The sequence below is a fragment of the Phenylobacterium sp. FG114 genome (assembly GCF_057809855.1).
Genome location: NZ_JBMDKU010000002.1, coordinates 409,392 through 428,396, shown reverse-complemented (window position 1 = coordinate 428,396; position 19,005 = coordinate 409,392). Strand labels below are relative to the sequence as shown.

The following is a 19,005-nucleotide window of genomic DNA, read 5'->3' as shown; positions in this document are numbered from 1 at the left end:
TCTCTGGACGCGGCCCCTCACGGACCGTCGTTCGTTGGGGACCGGCGGAATACGGTTACCCGCAGGCGCCTACAATCCGCGTGATTGCAGCGCGTCTCTGCAGCTTTGCAGTGCGTCGAAACCGGGGGTTCGGACGTAGGGCCGAGGCGCCTAGGCCGCGGCCTTCTTCACCGCGCCGGCGATCTCCTTGATCACCTGGTTGACCAGCTTCTCGTCGTCGGCCTCGGCCATGATGCGGATCAGCGGCTCGGTGCCTGACGCGCGGACCACCAGCCGGCCGGTTCCGTTCAGACGCTGTTCGGCATCGGCGAGGACGGCCTTGACCGCATCGTTCTCGAGCGGCTTGCCGCCCGCGAAGCGCACATTCTCCAGCTTCTGCGGCACGGGCTCGAACTGCCGCGCCACCGCGCTCAGCGGCTTGTCGCTCTCCTTCAGCACCGCCAGCACCTGAAGCGCGGCGAGCAGGCCGTCGCCGGTGGTCGAGAAGTCGGACAGGATGAGGTGGCCCGACTGTTCGCCGCCCAGGTTGAAGTCGCCCTCGCGCATGCGAGCCATCACGTAGCGGTCGCCCACTTGGGTCCGCTCCAGCTTCAGGTTCCGGGAAGACAGGAACCGCTCCAGGCCCAGGTTGGACATCACGGTGGCCACGACCCCGCCGCCGCGCAACTTCTCGCGCCGCGCCCAGTCGGCCGCGATCAGCGCCATGATCTGGTCGCCGTCGATGACCGTGCCCTTCTCGTCGCAGATCACCAGCCGGTCGGCATCGCCGTCGAGGGCGATACCGATGTCGGCGCGGTATTCCTTCACCGCCTTCTGCATGGCGGCCGGGTGCGTCGATCCGCACTCCTGGTTGATGTTGAAGCCGTTGGGGGCGATGCCGATGGGGATCACCTCGGCGCCCAGTTCGTACAGCGCGGCGGGCGCCACCTTGTAGGCGGCCCCGTTGGCGCAATCGATGACGATCCGCATCCCCGACAGGTTCAGCCGACGAGGGAAGGTGGCCTTGGCGATCTCCACATAGCGGGCCTGGCTGTCGTCGATCCTCTGCACCCGGCCAAGCGCCGAGGGCGAGGCCAGGTTCTGCTGCAGGCCCTCGTCCATCAGGGCCTCGATCTCCAGTTCCTTGGCGTCCGAGAGTTTGTAGCCGTCGGGGCCGAACAGCTTGATGCCGTTGTCGGAGAAGGCGTTGTGCGAGGCTGAGATCATCACGCCCAGGTCGGCGCGCAGGCTGCGGGTCATCATCGCGACGCCCGGCGTCGGCAGCGGCCCGAACAGGCGCACGTCCATGCCCACGCTAGTGAAGCCCGCCACCAGGGCCGGCTCGATCATGTAGCCTGACAGCCGGGTGTCCTTGCCGATCACCACCAAGTGGCGGCGCTCATCGCCCGACATGAACATCTTGCCGGCCGCCATGCCGACCCTGAGGGCCACCTCGGCCGTCATGGGGTGGCGGTTGGCCTCGCCACGGATGCCGTCGGTGCCGAAATAGGCGCGCTTACTCATGGAGGTCTCGTCGAAGGGTCTGGAACGCGGCTTGGGGGAAACGATCCGAAACAGACTTTTAGTCGCTACGGCCTTGGTGGGTGGTAAAGCGCCGCATCGTGGCGAAACTGCAGAAGATTCGCCTTAGCACAGAAGGACGCCCTCGCCACATGTGCGGCATCATCGGCATCGTCGGGACCGGGTCCGTCCAGGAGCGGTTGATCGAGAGCCTCAAGCGGCTGGAGTATCGCGGCTACGATTCCGCCGGCGTGGCCGGGATCGTCGGCGGCAAGGTCGAGCGCCGCCGGGCCGCGGGCAAGATCCGCGCGCTGGAAGACGTGCTGGCGGCCGAGCCGCTGAATGCGACGGTGGGCATCGGCCACACCCGGTGGGCCACCCACGGCGCGCCTTCGCTGCGCAACGCCCACCCGCACACGCAGGGGCGCGTGACCCTGGTCCACAACGGGATCATCGAGAACTACGCCGAGCTGCGCGAGCGGCTGAAGGCGGCCGGCCGGACCTTCGAGAGCGATACCGACACCGAGGTGATCGCGGCCCTGCTGGACAGCGAACTGGCCACGGGCCTGCCGCCGATCGAGGCGCTGAAGGCCACCCTGGACCAGCTCAGCGGCGCATATGCCTTGGGTGTGCTGGTGGAGGGGGAGGAGGCGCTGGTCATGGGCGCCCGGCGCGGCAGCCCCCTGGTGGTCGGCTATGGCGACGGCGAGATGTTCATCGGCTCGGACGCCCTGGCGGTCGGCCCGTTCACGAACCGGGTCTGCTATCTGGACGAAGGCGACTATGTCGCGATCACCCACGGCGGCGCGCAGATCTTCGATCATGAGGGCCGGCCGGCGGAGCGGCCCGTCCGCACGGTTCCCGCCTCGGCCGCGCTGGTCGAGAAGGGGAACTATCGCCACTTCATGGAGAAGGAGATCCACGATCAGCCCGAAGGGTGCCAGCGCACCATCGCGGCCTATGTGGATACGCTGTCCGGCCGGACCGCTATTCCCGGGGGCGTCGACTTCGCCGCCCTGGAACGCATCCAGATCGTGGCCTGCGGCACCTCCTATATCGCCGGCCTGCTGGGCAAGTACCTGATCGAGCAGCTGGCCGACCTGCCGGTGGACGTCGAGATCGCGTCCGAGTTCCGCTACCGCCAGCCGGCCCTCTCGCCCCGCGCGCTCGTGATCGCCATGTCCCAGTCGGGCGAGACGGCCGACACCCTAGCCGCGCTGCGTTACTGCATGGCCAAGGGGATGAAGAGCGCGGCCGTCGTCAACGCCGTGGAGTCCACCATGGCCCGCGAGGTGGACGTGGTCTGGCCCATCCATTGCGGTCCCGAGATCGGCGTGGCCTCGACCAAGGCCTTCACCGCCCAGGTCAGCGTCCTCACCACCCTGGCCGTCGCCGCGGCCCGGGCCCGCGGCCGGATCGACGCGGTCGAGGAGCAGCGGATGGTCCGCGTGCTGCTGGAGGCGCCGCGCCTGATCGCCGAGTCCATCGAGCTGGAAAGCGCCGTGCGCGCGATCGCCCAGGACGTCTCCAAGGCCCGCGACGTGCTCTACCTGGGCCGCGGCCCGATGTATCCGCTCAGCCTGGAAGGCGCGCTGAAGCTGAAGGAGATCAGCTACATCCACGCCGAGGGCTATGCCGCGGGGGAGCTGAAGCACGGGCCGATCGCCCTGGTGGACGAGGCCACGCCCATCGTGATCCTCGCGCCCTTCGACAGCTATTTCGAGAAGTCGGCCTCGAACATGAGCGAGGTCATGGCGCGGGGCGGCCAGGTGATCTTCATCACCGATCCCGAGGGCCGCAAGCACGCTCCGTCCGGCGCCCGGGTGGTGGTCACGGCGCCGCGCTGCGACCCGCTGGTCGCGCCGCTGGTGTATTCTCCGCCGATCCAGCTGCTGGCCTACCACGTGGCCGTGCAGAAGGGCGCCGACGTGGACCAGCCGCGCAACCTGGCGAAGTCCGTGACGGTAGAATAGCTCCTCCCTCGGCGGGAGAGGCAATTCTCCAAAGAAAAACGGCCGCCCCATCGGGACGGCCGCCTTCCAAGCAATCTCGTGGAGAGAAGGCTTACTTCTTTTCCGGCTCGGCCGGAGCGGCGGCCGGAGCCGTCGACGACATCGCGCCAGCGTCCGCGGCGGGCGCAGCGGCGGCGTCGGCCGGCGGAGCGGCGGCGTCGGCGGGCGGAGCAGCGGGGGCGGCAGCGGCGTCAGCGGCCGGAGCGGCGGCGTCGGCGGCCGGAGCGGCCTCTTCCTTCTTTTGGCAGGCAGCCAGGCTCAGAGCCAGGACACCGGCGGTAGCGATCGTCAGAATGCGAAGCTTCATTGAGTTGGCTCCCCTTGGGGGTGAATCCCCGAGCGTCGCCAAGCCTACACAACTTCGTGCGTTCTCAAAATCGTGATGCTGTCCGAGCCGGCAAAAATTCTCGCCGAGGGCCTGCGGAACGCATTAGGGGAACGATGGTGAACGTGCGGAGGGATCGATGGCGAAACGCGTGAGGAAAGCTGTCCTGCCGGTGGCGGGACTTGGGACCCGGGTGCTGCCCGGCGCGAAGACGACGCCGAAGAACCTCCTCAACGTCGTGGATCGCCCCATCCTCAGCTACATCGTCGAAGAGGGCCGGGCTGCCGGCATCGAGCACTTCGTCTTCATCGTCGGCCGGGGCCAGGGCGCCATCGAGGACTATTTCGATGCGAGCCCCGAGATCGAGGGCATCCTGGAGGCCAAGGGCAAGGCCGACATCCTGGCCGACGTGCGCCGCGACCTGCCGCAGCCCGGCCAGATGAGCTTCATCCGCCAGATGGCGCCCCTGGGCCTCGGCCACGCCGTCTGGTGCGCCAGGGATGTGATCGGCGACGAACCCTTCGCCGTCGTGTTGCCCGACATGCTGATGATGGCCAAGCGCGCGGCCCTGGCGCAGGCGGTGGACGCCTACGAACAGAAGGGCGGCAACATCGTCGTGGTGGAACCCGCCCCGCCGGGCGAAACCCACAAGTACGGGATCGTGGCGCTGGACGGTCAGGATGGGCGGCTGAACCGCATGACTGGGATGGTCGAGAAGCCGCCGCTGGGGACCGAGCCCTCGAACCTGTTCATATCGGGCCGCTACATCCTGCAGCCCGAGATCTTCCACATCCTGGAGACCCAGGAGCGCGGCGCGGGCGGCGAGATCCAGCTCACCGACGGGATGTTCAACCTCATGAAGACCCAGGACTTCCACGCCCTGGAGTACGAGGGGACCACCTACGACTGCGGCGACAAGATCGGCCTGCTGCGCGCCAATGTGGCCTTCGCCCTCGCCCGCCCCGACCTCGCCGCCGACGCTCGCAAGGCCATCGCGGCCCTGCTCTAGACGGCGGTGCGGCTCCTCCTCTTCGGCTACGGCTTCTCGGGCCGAGCGCTGGCGCGGCGGATGGCGGCGAAGGGCTGGGAGGTCGCGGCGACCTATCGCAACGCCGAGGGCGCCGCCAGGATCGCCGCCGACGGCCATGCGGGCGTCGACCTGGAAGACCGCGGCGCCGTCACCGAAGCGCTGTCCCGCGCCCGGGCGCTGCTGGTGACCGCGCCGCCGGGCCCGCAGGGCTGCCCGGGGCTGAACGCCCTGGTCGGGCCGCTGGCCGAAGCCGGAGCCTTCCCCGACTGGACGGGCTACCTTTCGACCACCGGCGTCTACGGCGACCGCCGCGGCGGCTGGGTCACCGAGGACAGCCGCCTCGCCGCGCAATCGGTCGAGGCCGCGCGCCGTGTGGGCGCCGAGCGCGACTGGCAGGAGGTGGGCCGCGGCATGGGGCTGACCGTCTGCGCCTTCCGCCTGCCGGGGATCTACGGTCCGGGCCGCTCAGCCCTCGATCGCGTGCGGGCCGGAACCGCCCGACGCATCGTCGCCGAGGGTCAGGTGTTTTCCCGCATCCACGTGGACGACCTGGCCACGGGCCTGGAGGCCTCGATCGCCCGCCCGCGCCCCGGCCGCGCGTACAACCTTTGCGACGACGAGCCCGCCCCCAACAGCGACGTCATCGCCCACGCCGCGCACCTGCTGGGCACGCCGCCGCCGCCCGAGATCCGGCTTGAAGACGCCAACCTGTCGGCGGCGGCCCTGCGCTTCTACGCCGAGAGCAAGCGCGTCTCGAACGCCCGCGCCAAGGCCGAGCTCGGCTGGAGGCCGGCGTATCCGACCTATCGCGAGGGCCTGGCCGCGATCTTGGCTGCGGAGCGCTAGCTGAGCTCCTCCACAGCCGCGATAATCCGCGCGATATCCTGCGGACGCGAAAGCCGGTGGTCGCCGTCCTTGATCAGGGTGAAGACCACGTCGTCGCCCTTCAGGCTCTGCGCCAGCTCCAGCGCGTGGCGCCACGGCACGTCTGGATCCTCGCCGCCCTGCAGTATGCGCACGGGCGCGGCGATCGGGACCGGCTCCCCGCCCAGGATAGACCAGCGGGCGCCATCCTCCAGCAGCGCGCGGGTGATCGGATAGGGGTCGCCGTATTCCGAGGGACGCAGCCAGACGCCGTCGCGCTCCAGGTCGGCCCGGCCCTGCGGCGGGATCTCGGGCGCCATCAGCTTCTCGGTGAAGTCGGGCGCCGGGGCGATCAGCAGCATCGCCTGCACCCGTTGCGGCATCGCCATCGCCGCCAGACAAGCGATCCAGCCGCCCATGGACGACCCCACCAGCACCAGCGGGCCGGCGGTCAGCTCGTTCAGCACCGCGATCGCGTCCTCGCGCCAGCCGGTGATCGTGCCGTCCCTGAACTCGCCGGACGACTCCCCATGCCCGAAGTAGTCGAAGCGCACGTAGCCCCGGCCGTTGGCCACCGCCCAATCGGCCAGCGCCTGCGCCTTGGTCCCGGCCATGTCCGACTTGAAGCCGCCCAGCCAGACCACCGTCGGCCCAGCGCCTTCCACCATCCGCCATGCCAGCCGCGCGCCGTCGGGCCGGTCGAGGAATCCCTCAATCTCGCTCATGCGAGCCTCTTAGCAGTCGGGGGCAACTCAGTTTAGAGAGGGACGCGTGTCCCTACCCCCCAATTTCACCCTGCTGCAGGTGGTCCCCGAACTGGAGACCGGCGGCGCGGAACAAAGCACGATCGACGTGGCCCAGGCCGTCGTCCGCGCGGGCGGTACGGCCCTCGTCGCGACGCGCGGCGGCCGCATGGTCTCCCGCCTCGAAGCCGATGGCGGGCGCCTGGCCCAGATGCCAGTGCAGACCAAGAACCCGCTCGTGATGCTGGGCAACGCGGCAAAGCTGGTGGCGCTGATCCGGCAGGAGAAGGTGTCCATCGTCCACGCCCGGAGCCGCGCGCCCGCCTTCTCGGCCCTGTGGGCCGCGCACGCCACCGGCACGCCCTTCGTCGCCACCTACCACGGCGTGTACAAGGCCCAGTCCGGCTTGAAGCGCTGGTACAACGCCGTCATGACACGCGGCGACTTGGTGATCGCCAACTCCGACTACACGCGCGACCATGTGCTGGCCGAGCATAAGGTCGACCCGGACAAGCTGGTCACCATCCCGCGTGGGGTCGACCTCGACCGCTTCGATCCGGCCTTCGTGACCCCCAACCGGATAGCGGCGCTGCGAACTGCGTGGGGCCTCGATGAGAACGACCACCGCACCCAGATCGTGCTGGCCGGCCGGGTGACCCGCATCAAAGGCCATCTGATGATCGTCGAGGCGGCGAAGCGGCTGGCCGCCGAGGGGCGGCGCGACTTCCAGATCCTGTTCGCCGGGGACCACCAGGGCCGCACGGGCTACGCCGCCGAGGTCCAGGCCGCCATCGACGCCGCGGATCTGGGCGACGCCGTCAAGCTCGTCGGCCACTGCGACGACATGCCAGCCGCCTACCTGCTGGCCGACCTCGCCATCCTGCCCACCCTCGTGCCCGAAAGCTTCGGCCGCGCCGCCGTCGAGCCCCAGGCTATGGGCCGCCCCGTCATCGCCTCGAACCACGGCGGGGTCACCGAGACCGTGCTGGACGGCGTCACCGGCTGGCTGGCCCCGGTGGACGACGCCGCCGCCTGGGCGACCGCGATCGCGCACGCCATCGATCTGGGCCCTGGAAAGCGCATGGAGATGGGCGACGGCGGCAGGAAGCGCGCCCGCCAGCTCTACTCCGCCGACGCCATGTGCGCGCAGACCCTCGCCGCCTACGAACGCGTGCTGGAGGCGCGCCGCTGATGCCCCGCCCCGTCGAACGCATCCTGGTCATCAAGCTGTCGGCCCTGGGCGACTTCGTGCTCGCGCTGGCGGCCATGAAAAAGATTCGCCAGGTCCACGCCAAGGCGCACATCACCCTGCTCACCACGCCGCCCTTCGAGGCGCTGGCCAAGATCTGCCCCTATTTCAACGCGGTGGACACCGGCGGGCGGCCGGAGAGCTTCCCCGATTGGATGGCGCTGCGGAAGCGGATCAAAGACGCCAACTACGCCCGGGTCTACGACCTGCAGACCTCGGCCCAGTCCAACCGCATCTTCCAGCTTCTGCGCCCCAACCCGCCGCCGTGGTCGGGCGTCGCGTTCGGCTGCTCGCTGCCGCACAAGAACCCGCTGCGGAACGGCATGCACACCCTGGAGCGCCAGGCTGACCAGCTCATGTACGCCGGCATCTGGGAGGACGCTCCGACCGAGCCCGGCAGCGCGCCGCCGCCCGACCTGTCCTGGGTGATGAAGGCCGCCCCGCCCGAGCGGCCGGTCCCCGGCGCCAACAAGCCACGCCCCTATGTGATCTTCGTTCCCGGCGGCTCGGCCCATCGGATGGACAAGCGCTGGCCCGTCGAGCGCTATTCCGAGTTGGCCCGCATCCTCTATGGCCGCGGCTTCGACATCGTGGTGGTTGGCGGTCCGACCGAGACCGACCTGGCTCACCAGATCCAGCGCGCCGTGCCCCGCGCCCGCGACCTGACCGGCCGCACCGACTTCGCCTCCATCGCCATGCTCGGCGCCAAGGCCGCGCTGGCGGTGGGCAACGACACCGGCCCCCTGCACCTGGCCGCGGCCGGCGGCGCGCCGACGATCGTGCTGTTCTCGAAGGCGTCCGACCCGGCGCTGTCGGCCCCGCGAGGCCGCGTCGCGATCCTACGCGCCGAGAACCTCAGTGACCTGCCTGTGGCGCAAGTGGCGCAGGCCGCGCATTCTTTGGCCCCTACCCCGTCCGGCGCGCCTTGATACTAAGAGGCCCTCGGGTCATATACTGATCGGAACGACCGGAGCGCCCGCGCCCCGGCGTTTTTCGCGTTTCAACAGTCCGGAGCACTGCCTATTCGCCGCCCCATGCAAGCGCCGCCCGTCAAGGAAGGGCCGCGCATGAACGAAGATATCCGCGTTCCCCGCGTCCTCCTCATCGATCAGCACGGTGAGAAGCAGGGCGTCATGCCCACCTCGGCCGCCATCGAAGCCGCCGAAGAGGCCGGCCTCGATCTCGTCGAGATCGTGCCGAACGCGGATCCGCCCGTCTGCAAGATCCTGGACTACGGCAAGTTCAAGTTCCAGGAGCAGAAGAAGAAGAACGAGGCGCGGAAAAAGCAGAAGGTGGTGGAGCTCAAGGAAATCAAGCTCCGTCCGAACATCGACATCCACGACTACGAAGTGAAGTCGCGGTCGATGCACCGCTTTTTCGAGGAAGGCGACAAGGTGAAGATCACCCTGCGCTTCCGCGGTCGGGAACTGGCCCACCCGGAACTCGGGATGAAGCTGCTCCAGAAGGTGAAGGCCGACTTCGAGCCCGTCGCCAAGGTGGAGTACGAGCCCCGCATGGAAGGGCGCCAGATGATCATGATCCTGGCCCCGCGCTAGCGAGACCCCGGTGAGATCCAACCTGTACAGAGTTATGAGCGCGGCCGTCCTTGGGGCGGCCGCTTTCGTTTCGCCCGCTCTCGCGGACGACGCCGACGCGCCCACCGCTCCGTTCAAGATCGGCGAAGGCCTCTACTACGTCGGCTCGGTCGACTACGCGGCCTACCTGCTGACCAGCAAGGCGGGCCTGATCCTGCTGGACGGCGGCGACGCCGAGACCGGCAAGCAGATCGTCGCCAACATCCGCACCTTGGGCTTCGACCCCGCGAAGGTGAAGGTGCTGCTCAACACCCACCAGCACTTCGACCATGCGGCGGGGCTGGCTGTCGTGAAGAAGGCCGCGCCGGCCGCCAAGCTCTACGCCAGCGCCGCCGACGGCCCGATCATCGCCGCCGGGGGCCGGGGCGATCCCTTTCTGAAGGGCGAGCGCTTCTACTACGAGCCGGTCAAGCCGGACGTCGTCCTCAAGGACCGCCAGAAGGTTTCCTTCGGCGGCTGGACCCTGACCGCCCACGTCACCGGCGGCCACACCAAGGGCTGCACCACCTGGACCTTCCCGGTCACGGTGGCCGGCAAGGTGCGCCAGGCCCAGGTCCACTGCTCGTCCTCGGTGCTGCCGGGCTACAAGATCGGCAAGCAGGAAACCTACCCGGGCCAGACCGCCGATTACGAGAAGAGCTTCGCCACCTGGAAGGCGCTGCCCTGCGACGTCTTCCTGGCCTCCCACGCCAGCTTCTATGGCCTGGCGGCCAAGAAGAAGGCGTTGGACGGCGGCGAGCTGGATGCATTCGTGGACCCCGAGGGCTGCAAGGCCTTCTACGCCCGACAGGAAGCGGCGTTCCGCGCGGAGCTGAAGCGACAGAACCCCTAGGGGTGTGTCCCCGCGCCAACGCGCCGCGGGGATCGACGAAACGCCACGGCCGCCGCTTGCCCGCGCGCGCGCCGCGTCCTAACACCGTTCACATGTCCGACACGCCGCCGCGGGGTGCGACGCCGCCTCCGTGGGCGGCGTTGTCGCTCATTGGCCTGATCTTCCTCAACATGCTGGGCTTCGGGATCATCGTCCCGTTGCTGCCCTTCTACGCCAAGTCCTTCGACGCCCCGGCCTGGCAGATCGCGCTGATCTTCTCGGCCTTCTCGGTGGGCACCTTCTTCGGCGAGCCGTTCTGGGGGCGGCTCTCCGACAAGTACGGCCGCAAGCCGTTGCTGATCTCGACCATCACCGCCAACGGCCTCTGCTACCTGGCGCTGGCCTTCGCGCCGGACGCCTGGAGCGCCTTCGCCATCCGCCTGCTGGGCGGCCTGTTCTCCGGCAACGGTTCGATCATCCAAGGCTACATCGCCGACGTGACGCCGCCCGAGCGCCGCACGCGCTCGATGAGCTGGATGAGCGCCGCCTGGAATGTGGGCCTGATCGTCGGCCCGTTCCTCGGAGGCGTGTTCGCCAAGCCATCTCTGGGCCACGTGGGCTTCCAGCTGCCGCTCTTCGTCTCGGCGGGTCTCTTCGGCGCCTCGGCGCTGGCCATCGCGCTGTTCATCCGCGAGAGCCGGGCGCGAGACCTGTCCAACAGCCATCGCCCCAACCGCTGGGCGGCCACCGGCGAGGCCGCGCGGCACCCGGTGATCGGCCGGCTGATGCTGGTGACCTTCCTGGTGGGGTTCGCCTTCACGGGCGTCGAGTCGATCTTCGGGCTTTGGGCCCAGGCGCGCTACGGCTGGGGCCCGCGCGAGATCGGCTGGGCCTTCATGTTCGTGGGCGTCGCCTCGGCCTTCACCCAGTTGCTGCTGACCGCGCCGCTGTCCGAGAAGTTCGGCCAGGCCACCATGCTGGCGGTGGGCATGGCCATCACGGTGGTCTGCCTCGGCCTGCAGCCGCTCTCGACAGGCGGTGCGATGACCATCGCCCTGATGAGCCTGTCGGCCATCGGCCAGTCGGTGGCGTGGCCCAACGTCAGCGCGCTGATCTCCGAGACCGCCGATCCACACCGGCAAGGCCAGATCCTAGGCCTCAACAACGCCATGGGCGCGCTGGCCCGGGTAATCGGTCCCTTCTGCGCGGGCCTGAGCTTCTCGGGCCTCACCATCCATGGGCCGTTCATCCAGGGCGCGATCGTGGTGATCCCCGCCATCTTCCTGGCCGCCGCCGCGGGCCGCCGCGCGCGGATTTGGCGCGAGGCGCAGCCGCCGAGGGCCGTCGAATGAGCGTCCCCGCCACCGCGCCGGCGATGAGCCTGCAGGAAGAGCGCCGCGCCCTCGTCATCCTGCTCACCGTCATCTTCCTGATGATCGCCGGCTTCGGCCTCGTGATCCCGCTGCTGCCTTTCTTTGCCCAGGCCTTCGACGCGCCCGCCTGGCAGGTCACGCTGCTGTTCTCGGCGTTCTCGGTGGGCCAGTTCATCGGCGAGCCGTTCTGGGGGCGGCTCTCCGACCGTATCGGCCGCCGGCCGGTGCTGATCGTCACCATCGCCATGGTGGGGTTGAGCTACGCCGCCCTCGCGTTCGCGCCGAACATCTGGGTCGCCTTCGGCCTGCGGTTCCTCACCGGCATCTTCGCCGGCAACATCTCGACGCTGCAGGGCGCGCTGGCCGACATCACGCCGCCCGAGAAGCGCGCCGGCCGGATGGGGATCATGGGCTCGGCGTTCAGCGCCGGCTTCATGACCGGCCCGGCCATCGGCGGCTTCCTGGCCCAGCCCAGTCGCGGCGCGCTCGGCTTCCAGCTCCCGCTGCTGGTCGCCGCGGGGTTCGCGCTGGCGTCGGCCCTGGCGGTGATCGTCTTCGTGCGTGAGAGCCGCCCGGTCGGCGCCGCGCCGCAGAAGCGGGTGCGCTCCGCCGGCCTGCGCGAGGGCTTCGCCCACCCGATCGTCAGCCGGGTCATCCTGATCAGCTTCATCGTGGTGGTGGGCTTCGCGGGCATCGAGGCAACCTACGGCCTCTGGACCGAGACGCGCTTCGGCTGGGGGCCGCGCCAGATCGGGTTCGCCTTCATGGTCATCGGGCTCCTGGGCGCGATCTGTCAGGGGTGGCTGTCGGGCCGACTGGCCCGCACCTATGGCGAGGCGCGCACGCTGACCGGGGGGCTGGCCTTCATGGGCCTGGGCCTGGTCACCCAGGGGCTATCGCCGACCTGGCATGTGGCGATGATCGGCTTCGCGCTGGTCTGCATCGGCCAGTCGATCTGTTTCCCGAACGTCTCGGCGCTGATCTCGCGCGCCGCGCCGCCCGACCGCCAAGGCGAGATGCTGGGCCTCAACATGAGCGGCATGGCGCTCGCCCGGATCGGCGGTCCTGTCGTGGCCGGGCAGCTGTTCTCGCTGGTCGCCCCGGGAGCGCCCTTCGCCTTCTCCGCCCTGCTTATTTTGCCGGCGCTGTGGTTCGCCTGGGCCTTGATCCAGCGCACGCCGCGTTTGGCCTGACGCCGGACTGGGCTAAGGCGGAGGCCAGCCCCTCCGGAGGACGGTCGCCATGATCGCCAAAGCCCTCGCCGCCCTCATCGTCCTGGCCGCGACGCCGGCCCTGGCCGCGCCGGCCGTGACCCATGTGCCCATGCCGCCCCGCCCCGGCATTACGGCGCCCTCGCCCTACAGCGCGGCCGTAATCGTCGGCGATACGGTCTATCTGTCGGGCAACACCGACGGCGGCGCGGCGATCGGCGGTACGCCCGCCGACGCGGCGCGCCGGGTGATGGACGGCCTGAAGCGCAACGCGGAGGCGGCCGGCGTCAGCCTGGACGACCTGGTCTCCGTGCAAGTTTTCTCGAGCAACCTCGACGACTACGCGGCCTTCAACGAGGTCTACCGGACCTACTTCAAGGGCCCGCTGCCGGCGCGCGCCTACCTGGGGGCAAACCGCCTGCTGGGCGATGCGCGCTTCGAGATCATGGGGATCGCCGTGAAGACGGCGAAGTAAGCCTAGACCTTGAAGTCGACGACGGCGCCCTTGCCGGATTCCTTCGCGGCCTGGGCGGCGACGGCGGTCTGGGTGAGCTCCGCACCCTTCTGGGCGTTCTTCTCCGCCGTCTTGGCGTCCTGCTGCGCCTGGTCGTTGCGGACCGGGGGCGTGTAGGCGACGGGCGGTTGCGACGTGATCGAAGCCGTGGGGGTCGTGCTCGACATTCTCGTCTCCTCGGGCCGCGGTTCGGCGGCCGATGGAGCACGGTGTAGCTTGCCTCGGGTAACCGGCCTTTAAGAGATGCGGTAAATCCCGGGAAAGCATGGCTGCGTCGACCGGCGCGCGCCCGACGCCTTGCTTTCCCCCGGCCTTTCCGCTACTAGCCCGCCCCTTCGGAACCGCCTGGCCCCAAGGCATGCCATGGCGGTTCATCAACACGACCAGAGGACGGGACCTTCGGGACCCGACGTGAAATGCCCAAACTGAAGACCAAGTCGGGCGTGAAGAAGCGCTTCAAGATGACGGCGTCTGGCAAGCTGAAGGCCGGCGTCGCCGGCAAGCGCCACCGCCTCATCAGCCACAACGCCAAGTACATCCGTCAGAACCGCGGCACCAAGGTGATGAGCGAAGCTGATACGAAAATTATCAAGCTCTGGCTCCCCTACGGCCTCTAAGGAGAACTGACAGATGGCACGCGTGAAACGTGGCGTTACCGCCCACGCCAAGCACAAGAAGGTTCTCGAGCAAGCCAAGGGCTTCTACGGGCGCCGCAAGAACACCATCCGCACCGCCAAGGCGGCCGTGGACAAGGCCGGCCAGTACGCCTACCGCGACCGCAAGGTCCGCAAGCGCATGTTCCGCTCGCTGTGGATCCAACGGATCAACGCCGCGGCTCGCCTGGAAGGCTTCACCTACTCGCAGTTTATTCACGGCCTTGAGAAGGCCGGGATCGAAATGGACCGCAAGGTTCTCGCCGACGTCGCCGGCGCCGATCCGACCGCTTTCAAGGCCATCGCCGACAAGGTTCGCGCTGCGCTGGCTTAAGCCTGGGTCCTTTCAGGATCTGACGCTTTCAAGAAGCCCTCCGGCCGAACCGCCGGGGGGCTTTTTGCTGCCTTCCGCTCAAGACCGTCCTCCTCTAGAGCAGACCGCCTCATGACCGATCTTTCGCAACTGGAAGCCGACCTCTCGGGCCGCATCGCCGCGGCCCCCGACCTGGCCACGCTGGAAGCCATCCGCGTGGAGGCCCTCGGCAAGTCGGGCTCGATCTCCGAGCTCTTGAAGACGCTGGGCCGGATGTCGCCCGACGAACGCCGGGAGCAGGGCCCGAAGATCAACGGCGTCCGCGACGCCGTGGCCCAGGCCATCGCCGCCAAGAAGGCCCAGCTCGAGACCGCCGAGCTCGACGCCAAGCTGGCCTCGGAGCGCGTCGACCTGTCCCTCCCACCGCCGCCCGAGCGGAAGGGGCGCGTGCACCCGACCATGCAGGTGCTGGACGAGATGATCGCCGTCTTCGCCGACATGGGCTTCTCGCTCGCCGAGGGCCCGGACATCGAGGACGACTTCCACAACTTCACGGCGCTGAACTTCCCGCCCAAGCACCCGGCGCGGGAGATGCACGACACGTTCTGGCTGCCCGAAGACGAACGCGGCGAGCGCAAGGTGCTGCGCACCCACACCAGCCCCGTGCAAGTGCGCGTGATGCAGCGGCTGAACGAGAAGCTGCCGGCCTGGATCGCGAATGGACAGGAGCCGCCGATCCGCGTGATCGTGCCGGGCCGGACCTATCGCTCGGACAGCGACGCCACCCACACGCCCATGTTCCACCAGATGGAAGGCCTGGTCATCGACCGGAACATCCACATGGGCCACCTGAAGTGGACGCTGGACACCTTCATCAGCCGCTACTTCGAGACCCCGGTCGTCGAGACCCGGTTCCGGCCGCACCACTTCCCGTTCACCGAGCCGTCGGCCGAGATGGACGTGCGCTGCGACCGCTCGGGTTCGGACGTGAAGATCGGCCAGGGGACCGATTGGATGGAGATCGTGGGCTGCGGGATGGTGCATCCCAACGTGCTCAAGAACTGTGGGCTCGATCCCGACCAGTGGCAGGGCTTCGCCTTCGGCTTCGGCATCGACCGGCTGGGCACGCTGAAGTACGGCATGCCCGACCTGCGCGACATGTTCGCCTCGGACGTCCGCTGGCTGGAGCATTACGGGTTCTCGGCTTTCCAGGCGCCGAACACTGCCACGGGCCTCTCCTGATGGACGCCGCCGTACAGGACTGGCGGTCGCTGGAGAGCTTCGCCTTCGGCGACGGCCCCGAGATGGCCGACCGGCTGCTGGCTTTCGTGCTCGTGGGCGCGAAGACGGCCACCTGCTGGTCGGTCGCCGACGGGCAGCAGACCCATGTGGGCAAGCGCATGGTGGTCAAGGACGGCGCCGGGCGCGGCCGCGCGGTCATCGAGACCGTGACCCTGGAGCAGATGCGCTTCGACCAGGTGCCCTGGTCGTTCGCCGAGGCCGAGGGCGAAGGCGACGAGTGCCTGGAAGACTGGCGCGACGGCCACCGCGCCTATTTCACCCGCAACGGCGGCTTCGCCCCGGACATGATGCTCTGGTGCGAACGGTTCCGCCTGGTCGAAGTCATCGGCGAAGGGGCCGAGCAATGAAGTTCACGCTTTCCTGGCTCAAGGAGCACCTCGACACCTCGGCCTCGGTCGAGCAGGTGGTCGACGCCATGACCATGGCCGGCCTCGAGGTCGAACACGTCGAGGATCCCGGCAAGAAGCTCGCCGCTTTCACGGTGGCGAAGATCGTGGAAGCCGTACAGCATCCTAACGCCGACAAGCTGCGGGTCTGCCAGGTCGACACGAAGGACGGCCGGCTCGAGATCGTCTGCGGCGCCCCGAACGCGCGCGCGGGCCTGACGACCATCTACGCCCCCATCGGCGCCTATGTGCCTGGCAGCGGCCTGACCCTGGAGGCGCGGCCCGTCCGCGGCGTCGTCTCCAACGGCATGCTGTGCTCGGCAAAGGAGCTGGAGATCGCCGAGGAGTCCGACGGTATCGTCGAGCTGTCGGATGATCTGGCTGTCGGCGCCAGCGCCGTCGAGGCGTTCGGGCTGGAAGCCGCGATCGACTTCGAGGTCACCCCCAACCGTCCGGACTGGCTGGGGGTCCGCGGCATCGCCCGCGACCTGGCCGCCGCCGGTCTCGGGACGCTGAAGGCCGACCCCGCGCAACCCGTGAAGGGCGGCTATCCGTGCCCCATCGAGATCCGCGTGGATGGCGACGCCTGCCCGGTGTTCGGCGGCCGGCTGATCAAGGGCGTGAAGAACGGCCCCTCACCGGCCTGGCTGCAGCAGCGGCTGACCAGCGTCGGCCTGCGCCCGATCAACGCCCTGGTCGATGTCACCAACCTGATCTCCTACGACCGTTGCCGGCCGCTGCACGTCTATGACGCGAAGAAGCTGACCGGCCCGGTCATCGAGGCCCGCCTGGGCCGCGAGGGCGAGAAGGTCGAGGCGCTGGACGGCCAGACCTACGACGTCAACGGCGACGTCTGCGTCATCTCCGACGGCTCGGGCGCCATCGGCCTGGGTGGCGTCATGGGCGGCGAGTCCACCAAGGTGCTGGACGACACCGTCGACGTCTTCGTCGAGTGCGCGTGGTTCGACCCGATCCGCACGGCCCAAGCCGGCCGGTCGCTGGGCATCACCTCCGACGCCCAGTATCGCTTCGCGCGCGGCGTGGACCCCGAGTCCGTCGTCCCCGGCCTGGAGCTGGCGACGCAGCTCATCCTCGAACTTTGCGGCGGCGAGCCGTCCGAGATCCGCGTCGCCGGCCACGCGCCCGCGCCGCCCGCCACGATCGCTTTCGACCGCGCCTATGTGAAGAAGCTGTCGGGTCTGGACGTCGGCGCCGCACGGATCGACGACATCCTGGTGAAGCTGGGCTTCGCGGTGGACGGCGACGCCGTGACCCCGCCGTCCTGGCGCCGCGACGTGGAGGGCAAGGCCGACCTCGTCGAGGAGGTGGCGCGCATCGAGGGCTTCGACAGCCTGCCGGTCACGCCACTGCCCGAGATCGCCCGCCCGCCCGGCGGCGCGCTCACCACGCGCCAGCGTCGCATGCGCGACGCTCGTCGGCAGATGGCCGCGCGCGGCTACGCCGAGGCGGTGACCTGGAGCTTCATGCGCCGCGACTGGGCCGGCCTGTTCGGCGGCGGCGACGAGAAACTGGTGCTGACCAACCCGATCGCGGCCGACCTATCGACCATGCGTCCCTCGGCGCTGGGCAACCTGATCGACGCGGCCGCCCGAAACGCCAAGCGCGGCTTCGCCGACGCGGCGCTGTTCGAGGTGGGCCCCAACTTCCGCGGCGACCAGCCGGGTGACCAGTGGACGGCGGTGACCGCGCTGCTGGCGCCACACAGCCCCAAACACTGGGCCAAGGCCGGCGGCGACCCCTTGTTCGAACTCAAAGCCGACCTGCTGGCCCTGCTGGACGAGGTGGGAGCCCCGACGCTGCAGGTCGTCCAGGGCCAGAACTCCCCGTGGTGGCACCCCGGCCGCTCGGCCCGTCTCCAGCTGGGCCCGAAGGTGGTGGTCGCCGAGTTCGGCGAGCTGCACCCGAACGTGCTCAAGGCCATCGACGCCGACGGCCCGATGCTGGCCTTCGAGGTCAATCTCGATGCTGTCCCGGAGCCCAAGAAGAAGGGCGTGAAGACCAAGCCGGCTCTCGAGCTTTCGCCCCTGATGCCGCTGCGGCGCGACTTCGCCTTCCTGGTGGGCGCCGACACGCCGGCCGGCGACCTCGTCCGCCCGATCCTGGGCGCCGACAAGGCGCTGATCGCCGACGCCCGGGTCTTCGACGTCTACGCCGGACAGGGCGTGCCCGAGGGCATGAAGTCGGTTGCGGTCGAAGTGGTGGTGCAGCCGCGCGACAAGACGCTCACCGACGGCGAGATCGAGGGCCTCTCGGCCCGCGTCGTGGCCGCGGCCGAGAAGGCGGTGGGCGCGAAGCTGCGGGGATAGGCGTGGGGCGTCAAACGCCCTCCGCCGCCGCCTCCAGCCGGGCCACGATGCGCGGCCAGCCGCCGCCCATGCCCTTGTAGCCGCCCTCGTCCTGCGGCCGGAACCCCGAGTGCTCCATGCGCACGTGGGTGCCGGCGCCGCTTGGCGTCAGGGTCCAGGTGACGATGGTCTTCAGTCCGCTGTCCGACTCCGTCCCGTCCCCCCAGGCGTAGGCGAGGCGGTGGGGCGCATCGACTTCGAGGACCTCGCAGTTGGTCACGCCCGACCAGCCAGGCACCGGCGTGGCGCGGAACTGGAAGCGGTGGCCGACGACCGGCTGGAAATCGTTCTTCATCAGCCAATCCTCGATCACGTGCGATTGCGTCAGCGCCAGCCAGACCTTCTCCGGCGGGTGAGCCATGGTGCGCTCGACGACGATGCTCTTGGTCTCGGTCACGGCGACCTCACTGGTCCATGCGGTTGAGGGTGTCTTCGAGGGCGTCGATCCGGGCGTCCCAGAACCGGCCATAGGCGCCCATCCAGTCGTGGAGCGGCCGTAGGCCATCGGGGTGCGCGCGATACAGCACCGTGCGCCCCATCCGCGTCTCCTCGACCAACCCCGCGCCGCGCAACGCCTTCAGGTGTTGCGAGACGGCGGGCTGCGAGACGCCGGCCTGGGCCGTCAGGGCGCCGACGCTCAACGCGCCCTCCCGCGCGAGGCGCTCGTAAAGGCCGCGGCGCGTGCCGTCGGCCAGGGTCCGGAAAAGGTCTGCGGCGCCGTCCATGCGCCAAACATAAGCAGCCGCTTATGAATAAGT

21 protein-coding genes are annotated in these 19,005 nt (G+C 69.2%); 15 read left to right on the top strand and 6 right to left on the bottom strand.

What is annotated here, in order from left to right:
• Positions 1-150: 150 nt before the first annotated feature.
• The gene (glmM, locus tag ACODSY_RS05130) at positions 151-1,503 is read right to left on the bottom strand and encodes a phosphoglucosamine mutase (RefSeq protein ID WP_488950579.1); all 1,353 of its coding nucleotides are present in this window, start codon (positions 1,501-1,503) and stop codon (positions 151-153) included.
• Between the two features lie 149 nt (positions 1,504-1,652).
• Between glmM and glmS the strand changes: the two genes are divergently transcribed.
• Positions 1,653-3,473 carry a glutamine--fructose-6-phosphate transaminase (isomerizing) gene (gene glmS, locus ACODSY_RS05125; protein ID WP_488950578.1) on the top strand — a complete coding sequence of 607 codons (1,821 nt, stop codon included), beginning with the start codon at positions 1,653-1,655 and terminating at the stop codon, positions 3,471-3,473.
• Positions 3,474-3,564: 91 nt separating this feature from the next.
• On the opposite strand, the gene ACODSY_RS05120 is transcribed toward glmS, so the two are convergent.
• Entirely contained in the window at positions 3,565-3,819 is a 255-nt protein-coding gene (locus ACODSY_RS05120) for a hypothetical protein (RefSeq protein WP_488950577.1), read from the bottom strand.
• A gap of 157 nt (positions 3,820-3,976) precedes the next feature.
• Between ACODSY_RS05120 and ACODSY_RS05115 the strand changes: the two genes are divergently transcribed.
• Both ACODSY_RS05115 and ACODSY_RS05110 read left to right on the top strand, forming a co-directional pair.
• Entirely contained in the window at positions 3,977-4,846 is an 870-nt protein-coding gene (locus tag ACODSY_RS05115) for a UTP--glucose-1-phosphate uridylyltransferase (protein ID WP_488950576.1), read from the top strand.
• A gap of 6 nt (positions 4,847-4,852) precedes the next feature.
• Complete coding sequence (locus ACODSY_RS05110) at positions 4,853-5,713, top strand: SDR family oxidoreductase (protein WP_488950575.1); 861 nt, start codon at positions 4,853-4,855, stop codon at positions 5,711-5,713.
• Here ACODSY_RS05110 and ACODSY_RS05105 read toward each other — a convergent pair.
• The gene (locus ACODSY_RS05105; RefSeq protein WP_488950574.1) at positions 5,710-6,456 is read right to left on the bottom strand and encodes an alpha/beta fold hydrolase; all 747 of its coding nucleotides are present in this window, start codon (positions 6,454-6,456) and stop codon (positions 5,710-5,712) included. The genes ACODSY_RS05110 and ACODSY_RS05105 overlap by 4 nt on opposite strands.
• 46 nt (positions 6,457-6,502) lie before the next feature.
• On the opposite strand from ACODSY_RS05105, the gene ACODSY_RS05100 reads away from it, so the two are divergent.
• The 7 genes from ACODSY_RS05100 to ACODSY_RS05070 all read left to right on the top strand — a co-directional run bounded on the left by ACODSY_RS05100 (position 6,503) and on the right by ACODSY_RS05070 (position 13,188).
• Positions 6,503-7,666 carry a glycosyltransferase family 4 protein gene (locus tag ACODSY_RS05100; RefSeq protein ID WP_488950573.1) on the top strand — a complete coding sequence of 388 codons (1,164 nt, stop codon included), beginning with the start codon at positions 6,503-6,505 and terminating at the stop codon, positions 7,664-7,666.
• The gene (locus ACODSY_RS05095; RefSeq protein WP_488950572.1) at positions 7,666-8,652 is read left to right on the top strand and encodes a glycosyltransferase family 9 protein; all 987 of its coding nucleotides are present in this window, start codon (positions 7,666-7,668) and stop codon (positions 8,650-8,652) included. The genes ACODSY_RS05100 and ACODSY_RS05095 overlap by 1 nt, the downstream gene beginning before the upstream one ends.
• A 105-nt stretch (positions 8,653-8,757) precedes the next feature.
• The gene (infC, locus tag ACODSY_RS05090) at positions 8,758-9,279 is read left to right on the top strand and encodes a translation initiation factor IF-3 (protein ID WP_430423743.1); all 522 of its coding nucleotides are present in this window, start codon (positions 8,758-8,760) and stop codon (positions 9,277-9,279) included.
• 34 nt (positions 9,280-9,313) lie between these two features.
• Positions 9,314-10,150 carry a subclass B3 metallo-beta-lactamase gene (gene bla, locus ACODSY_RS05085; RefSeq protein ID WP_488950571.1) on the top strand — a complete coding sequence of 279 codons (837 nt, stop codon included), beginning with the start codon at positions 9,314-9,316 and terminating at the stop codon, positions 10,148-10,150.
• Between the two features lie 92 nt (positions 10,151-10,242).
• Complete coding sequence (locus ACODSY_RS05080) at positions 10,243-11,481, top strand: MFS transporter (protein ID WP_488950570.1); 1,239 nt, start codon at positions 10,243-10,245, stop codon at positions 11,479-11,481.
• On the top strand, positions 11,478-12,695 hold the full coding sequence (locus ACODSY_RS05075; RefSeq protein WP_488950569.1) for an MFS transporter: 1,218 nt from the start codon (positions 11,478-11,480) through the stop codon (positions 12,693-12,695). Before ACODSY_RS05080 ends, ACODSY_RS05075 begins: the two co-directional genes overlap by 4 nt.
• 49 nt (positions 12,696-12,744) lie before the next feature.
• Positions 12,745-13,188 carry a RidA family protein gene (locus tag ACODSY_RS05070; protein ID WP_488950568.1) on the top strand — a complete coding sequence of 148 codons (444 nt, stop codon included), beginning with the start codon at positions 12,745-12,747 and terminating at the stop codon, positions 13,186-13,188.
• Between the two features lie 2 nt (positions 13,189-13,190).
• On the opposite strand, the gene ACODSY_RS05065 is transcribed toward ACODSY_RS05070, so the two are convergent.
• Positions 13,191-13,394, bottom strand: a complete 204-nt coding sequence (locus ACODSY_RS05065; RefSeq protein ID WP_488950567.1) for a hypothetical protein — start codon at positions 13,392-13,394, stop codon at positions 13,191-13,193.
• Between the two features lie 249 nt (positions 13,395-13,643).
• On the opposite strand from ACODSY_RS05065, the gene rpmI reads away from it, so the two are divergent.
• From rpmI to pheT, 5 genes are all read left to right on the top strand, one after another.
• Positions 13,644-13,844 (top strand): 50S ribosomal protein L35, encoded by a 201-nt coding sequence (gene rpmI, locus ACODSY_RS05060; protein WP_068875274.1) that lies wholly within the window; start codon positions 13,644-13,646, stop codon positions 13,842-13,844.
• A gap of 13 nt (positions 13,845-13,857) precedes the next feature.
• Positions 13,858-14,214, top strand: a complete 357-nt coding sequence (rplT, locus tag ACODSY_RS05055; RefSeq protein ID WP_488950566.1) for a 50S ribosomal protein L20 — start codon at positions 13,858-13,860, stop codon at positions 14,212-14,214.
• A 111-nt stretch (positions 14,215-14,325) separates the two neighbouring features.
• Positions 14,326-15,435 carry a phenylalanine--tRNA ligase subunit alpha gene (gene pheS, locus ACODSY_RS05050; protein ID WP_488950565.1) on the top strand — a complete coding sequence of 370 codons (1,110 nt, stop codon included), beginning with the start codon at positions 14,326-14,328 and terminating at the stop codon, positions 15,433-15,435.
• Positions 15,435-15,842 (top strand): ASCH domain-containing protein, encoded by a 408-nt coding sequence (locus tag ACODSY_RS05045; RefSeq protein WP_488950564.1) that lies wholly within the window; start codon positions 15,435-15,437, stop codon positions 15,840-15,842. The genes pheS and ACODSY_RS05045 overlap by 1 nt, the downstream gene beginning before the upstream one ends.
• Positions 15,839-18,208, top strand: coding sequence for a phenylalanine--tRNA ligase subunit beta (gene pheT, locus ACODSY_RS05040; protein ID WP_488950563.1), 2,370 nt, complete (start codon positions 15,839-15,841; stop codon positions 18,206-18,208). Before ACODSY_RS05045 ends, pheT begins: the two co-directional genes overlap by 4 nt.
• A 10-nt stretch (positions 18,209-18,218) precedes the next feature.
• On the opposite strand, the gene ACODSY_RS05035 is transcribed toward pheT, so the two are convergent.
• Complete coding sequence (locus ACODSY_RS05035; RefSeq protein ID WP_488950562.1) at positions 18,219-18,644, bottom strand: SRPBCC family protein; 426 nt, start codon at positions 18,642-18,644, stop codon at positions 18,219-18,221.
• Positions 18,645-18,651: 7 nt separating this feature from the next.
• Positions 18,652-18,972, bottom strand: a complete 321-nt coding sequence (locus ACODSY_RS05030) for an ArsR/SmtB family transcription factor (RefSeq protein WP_488950561.1) — start codon at positions 18,970-18,972, stop codon at positions 18,652-18,654.
• Between the last annotated feature and the right edge of the window lie 33 nt (positions 18,973-19,005).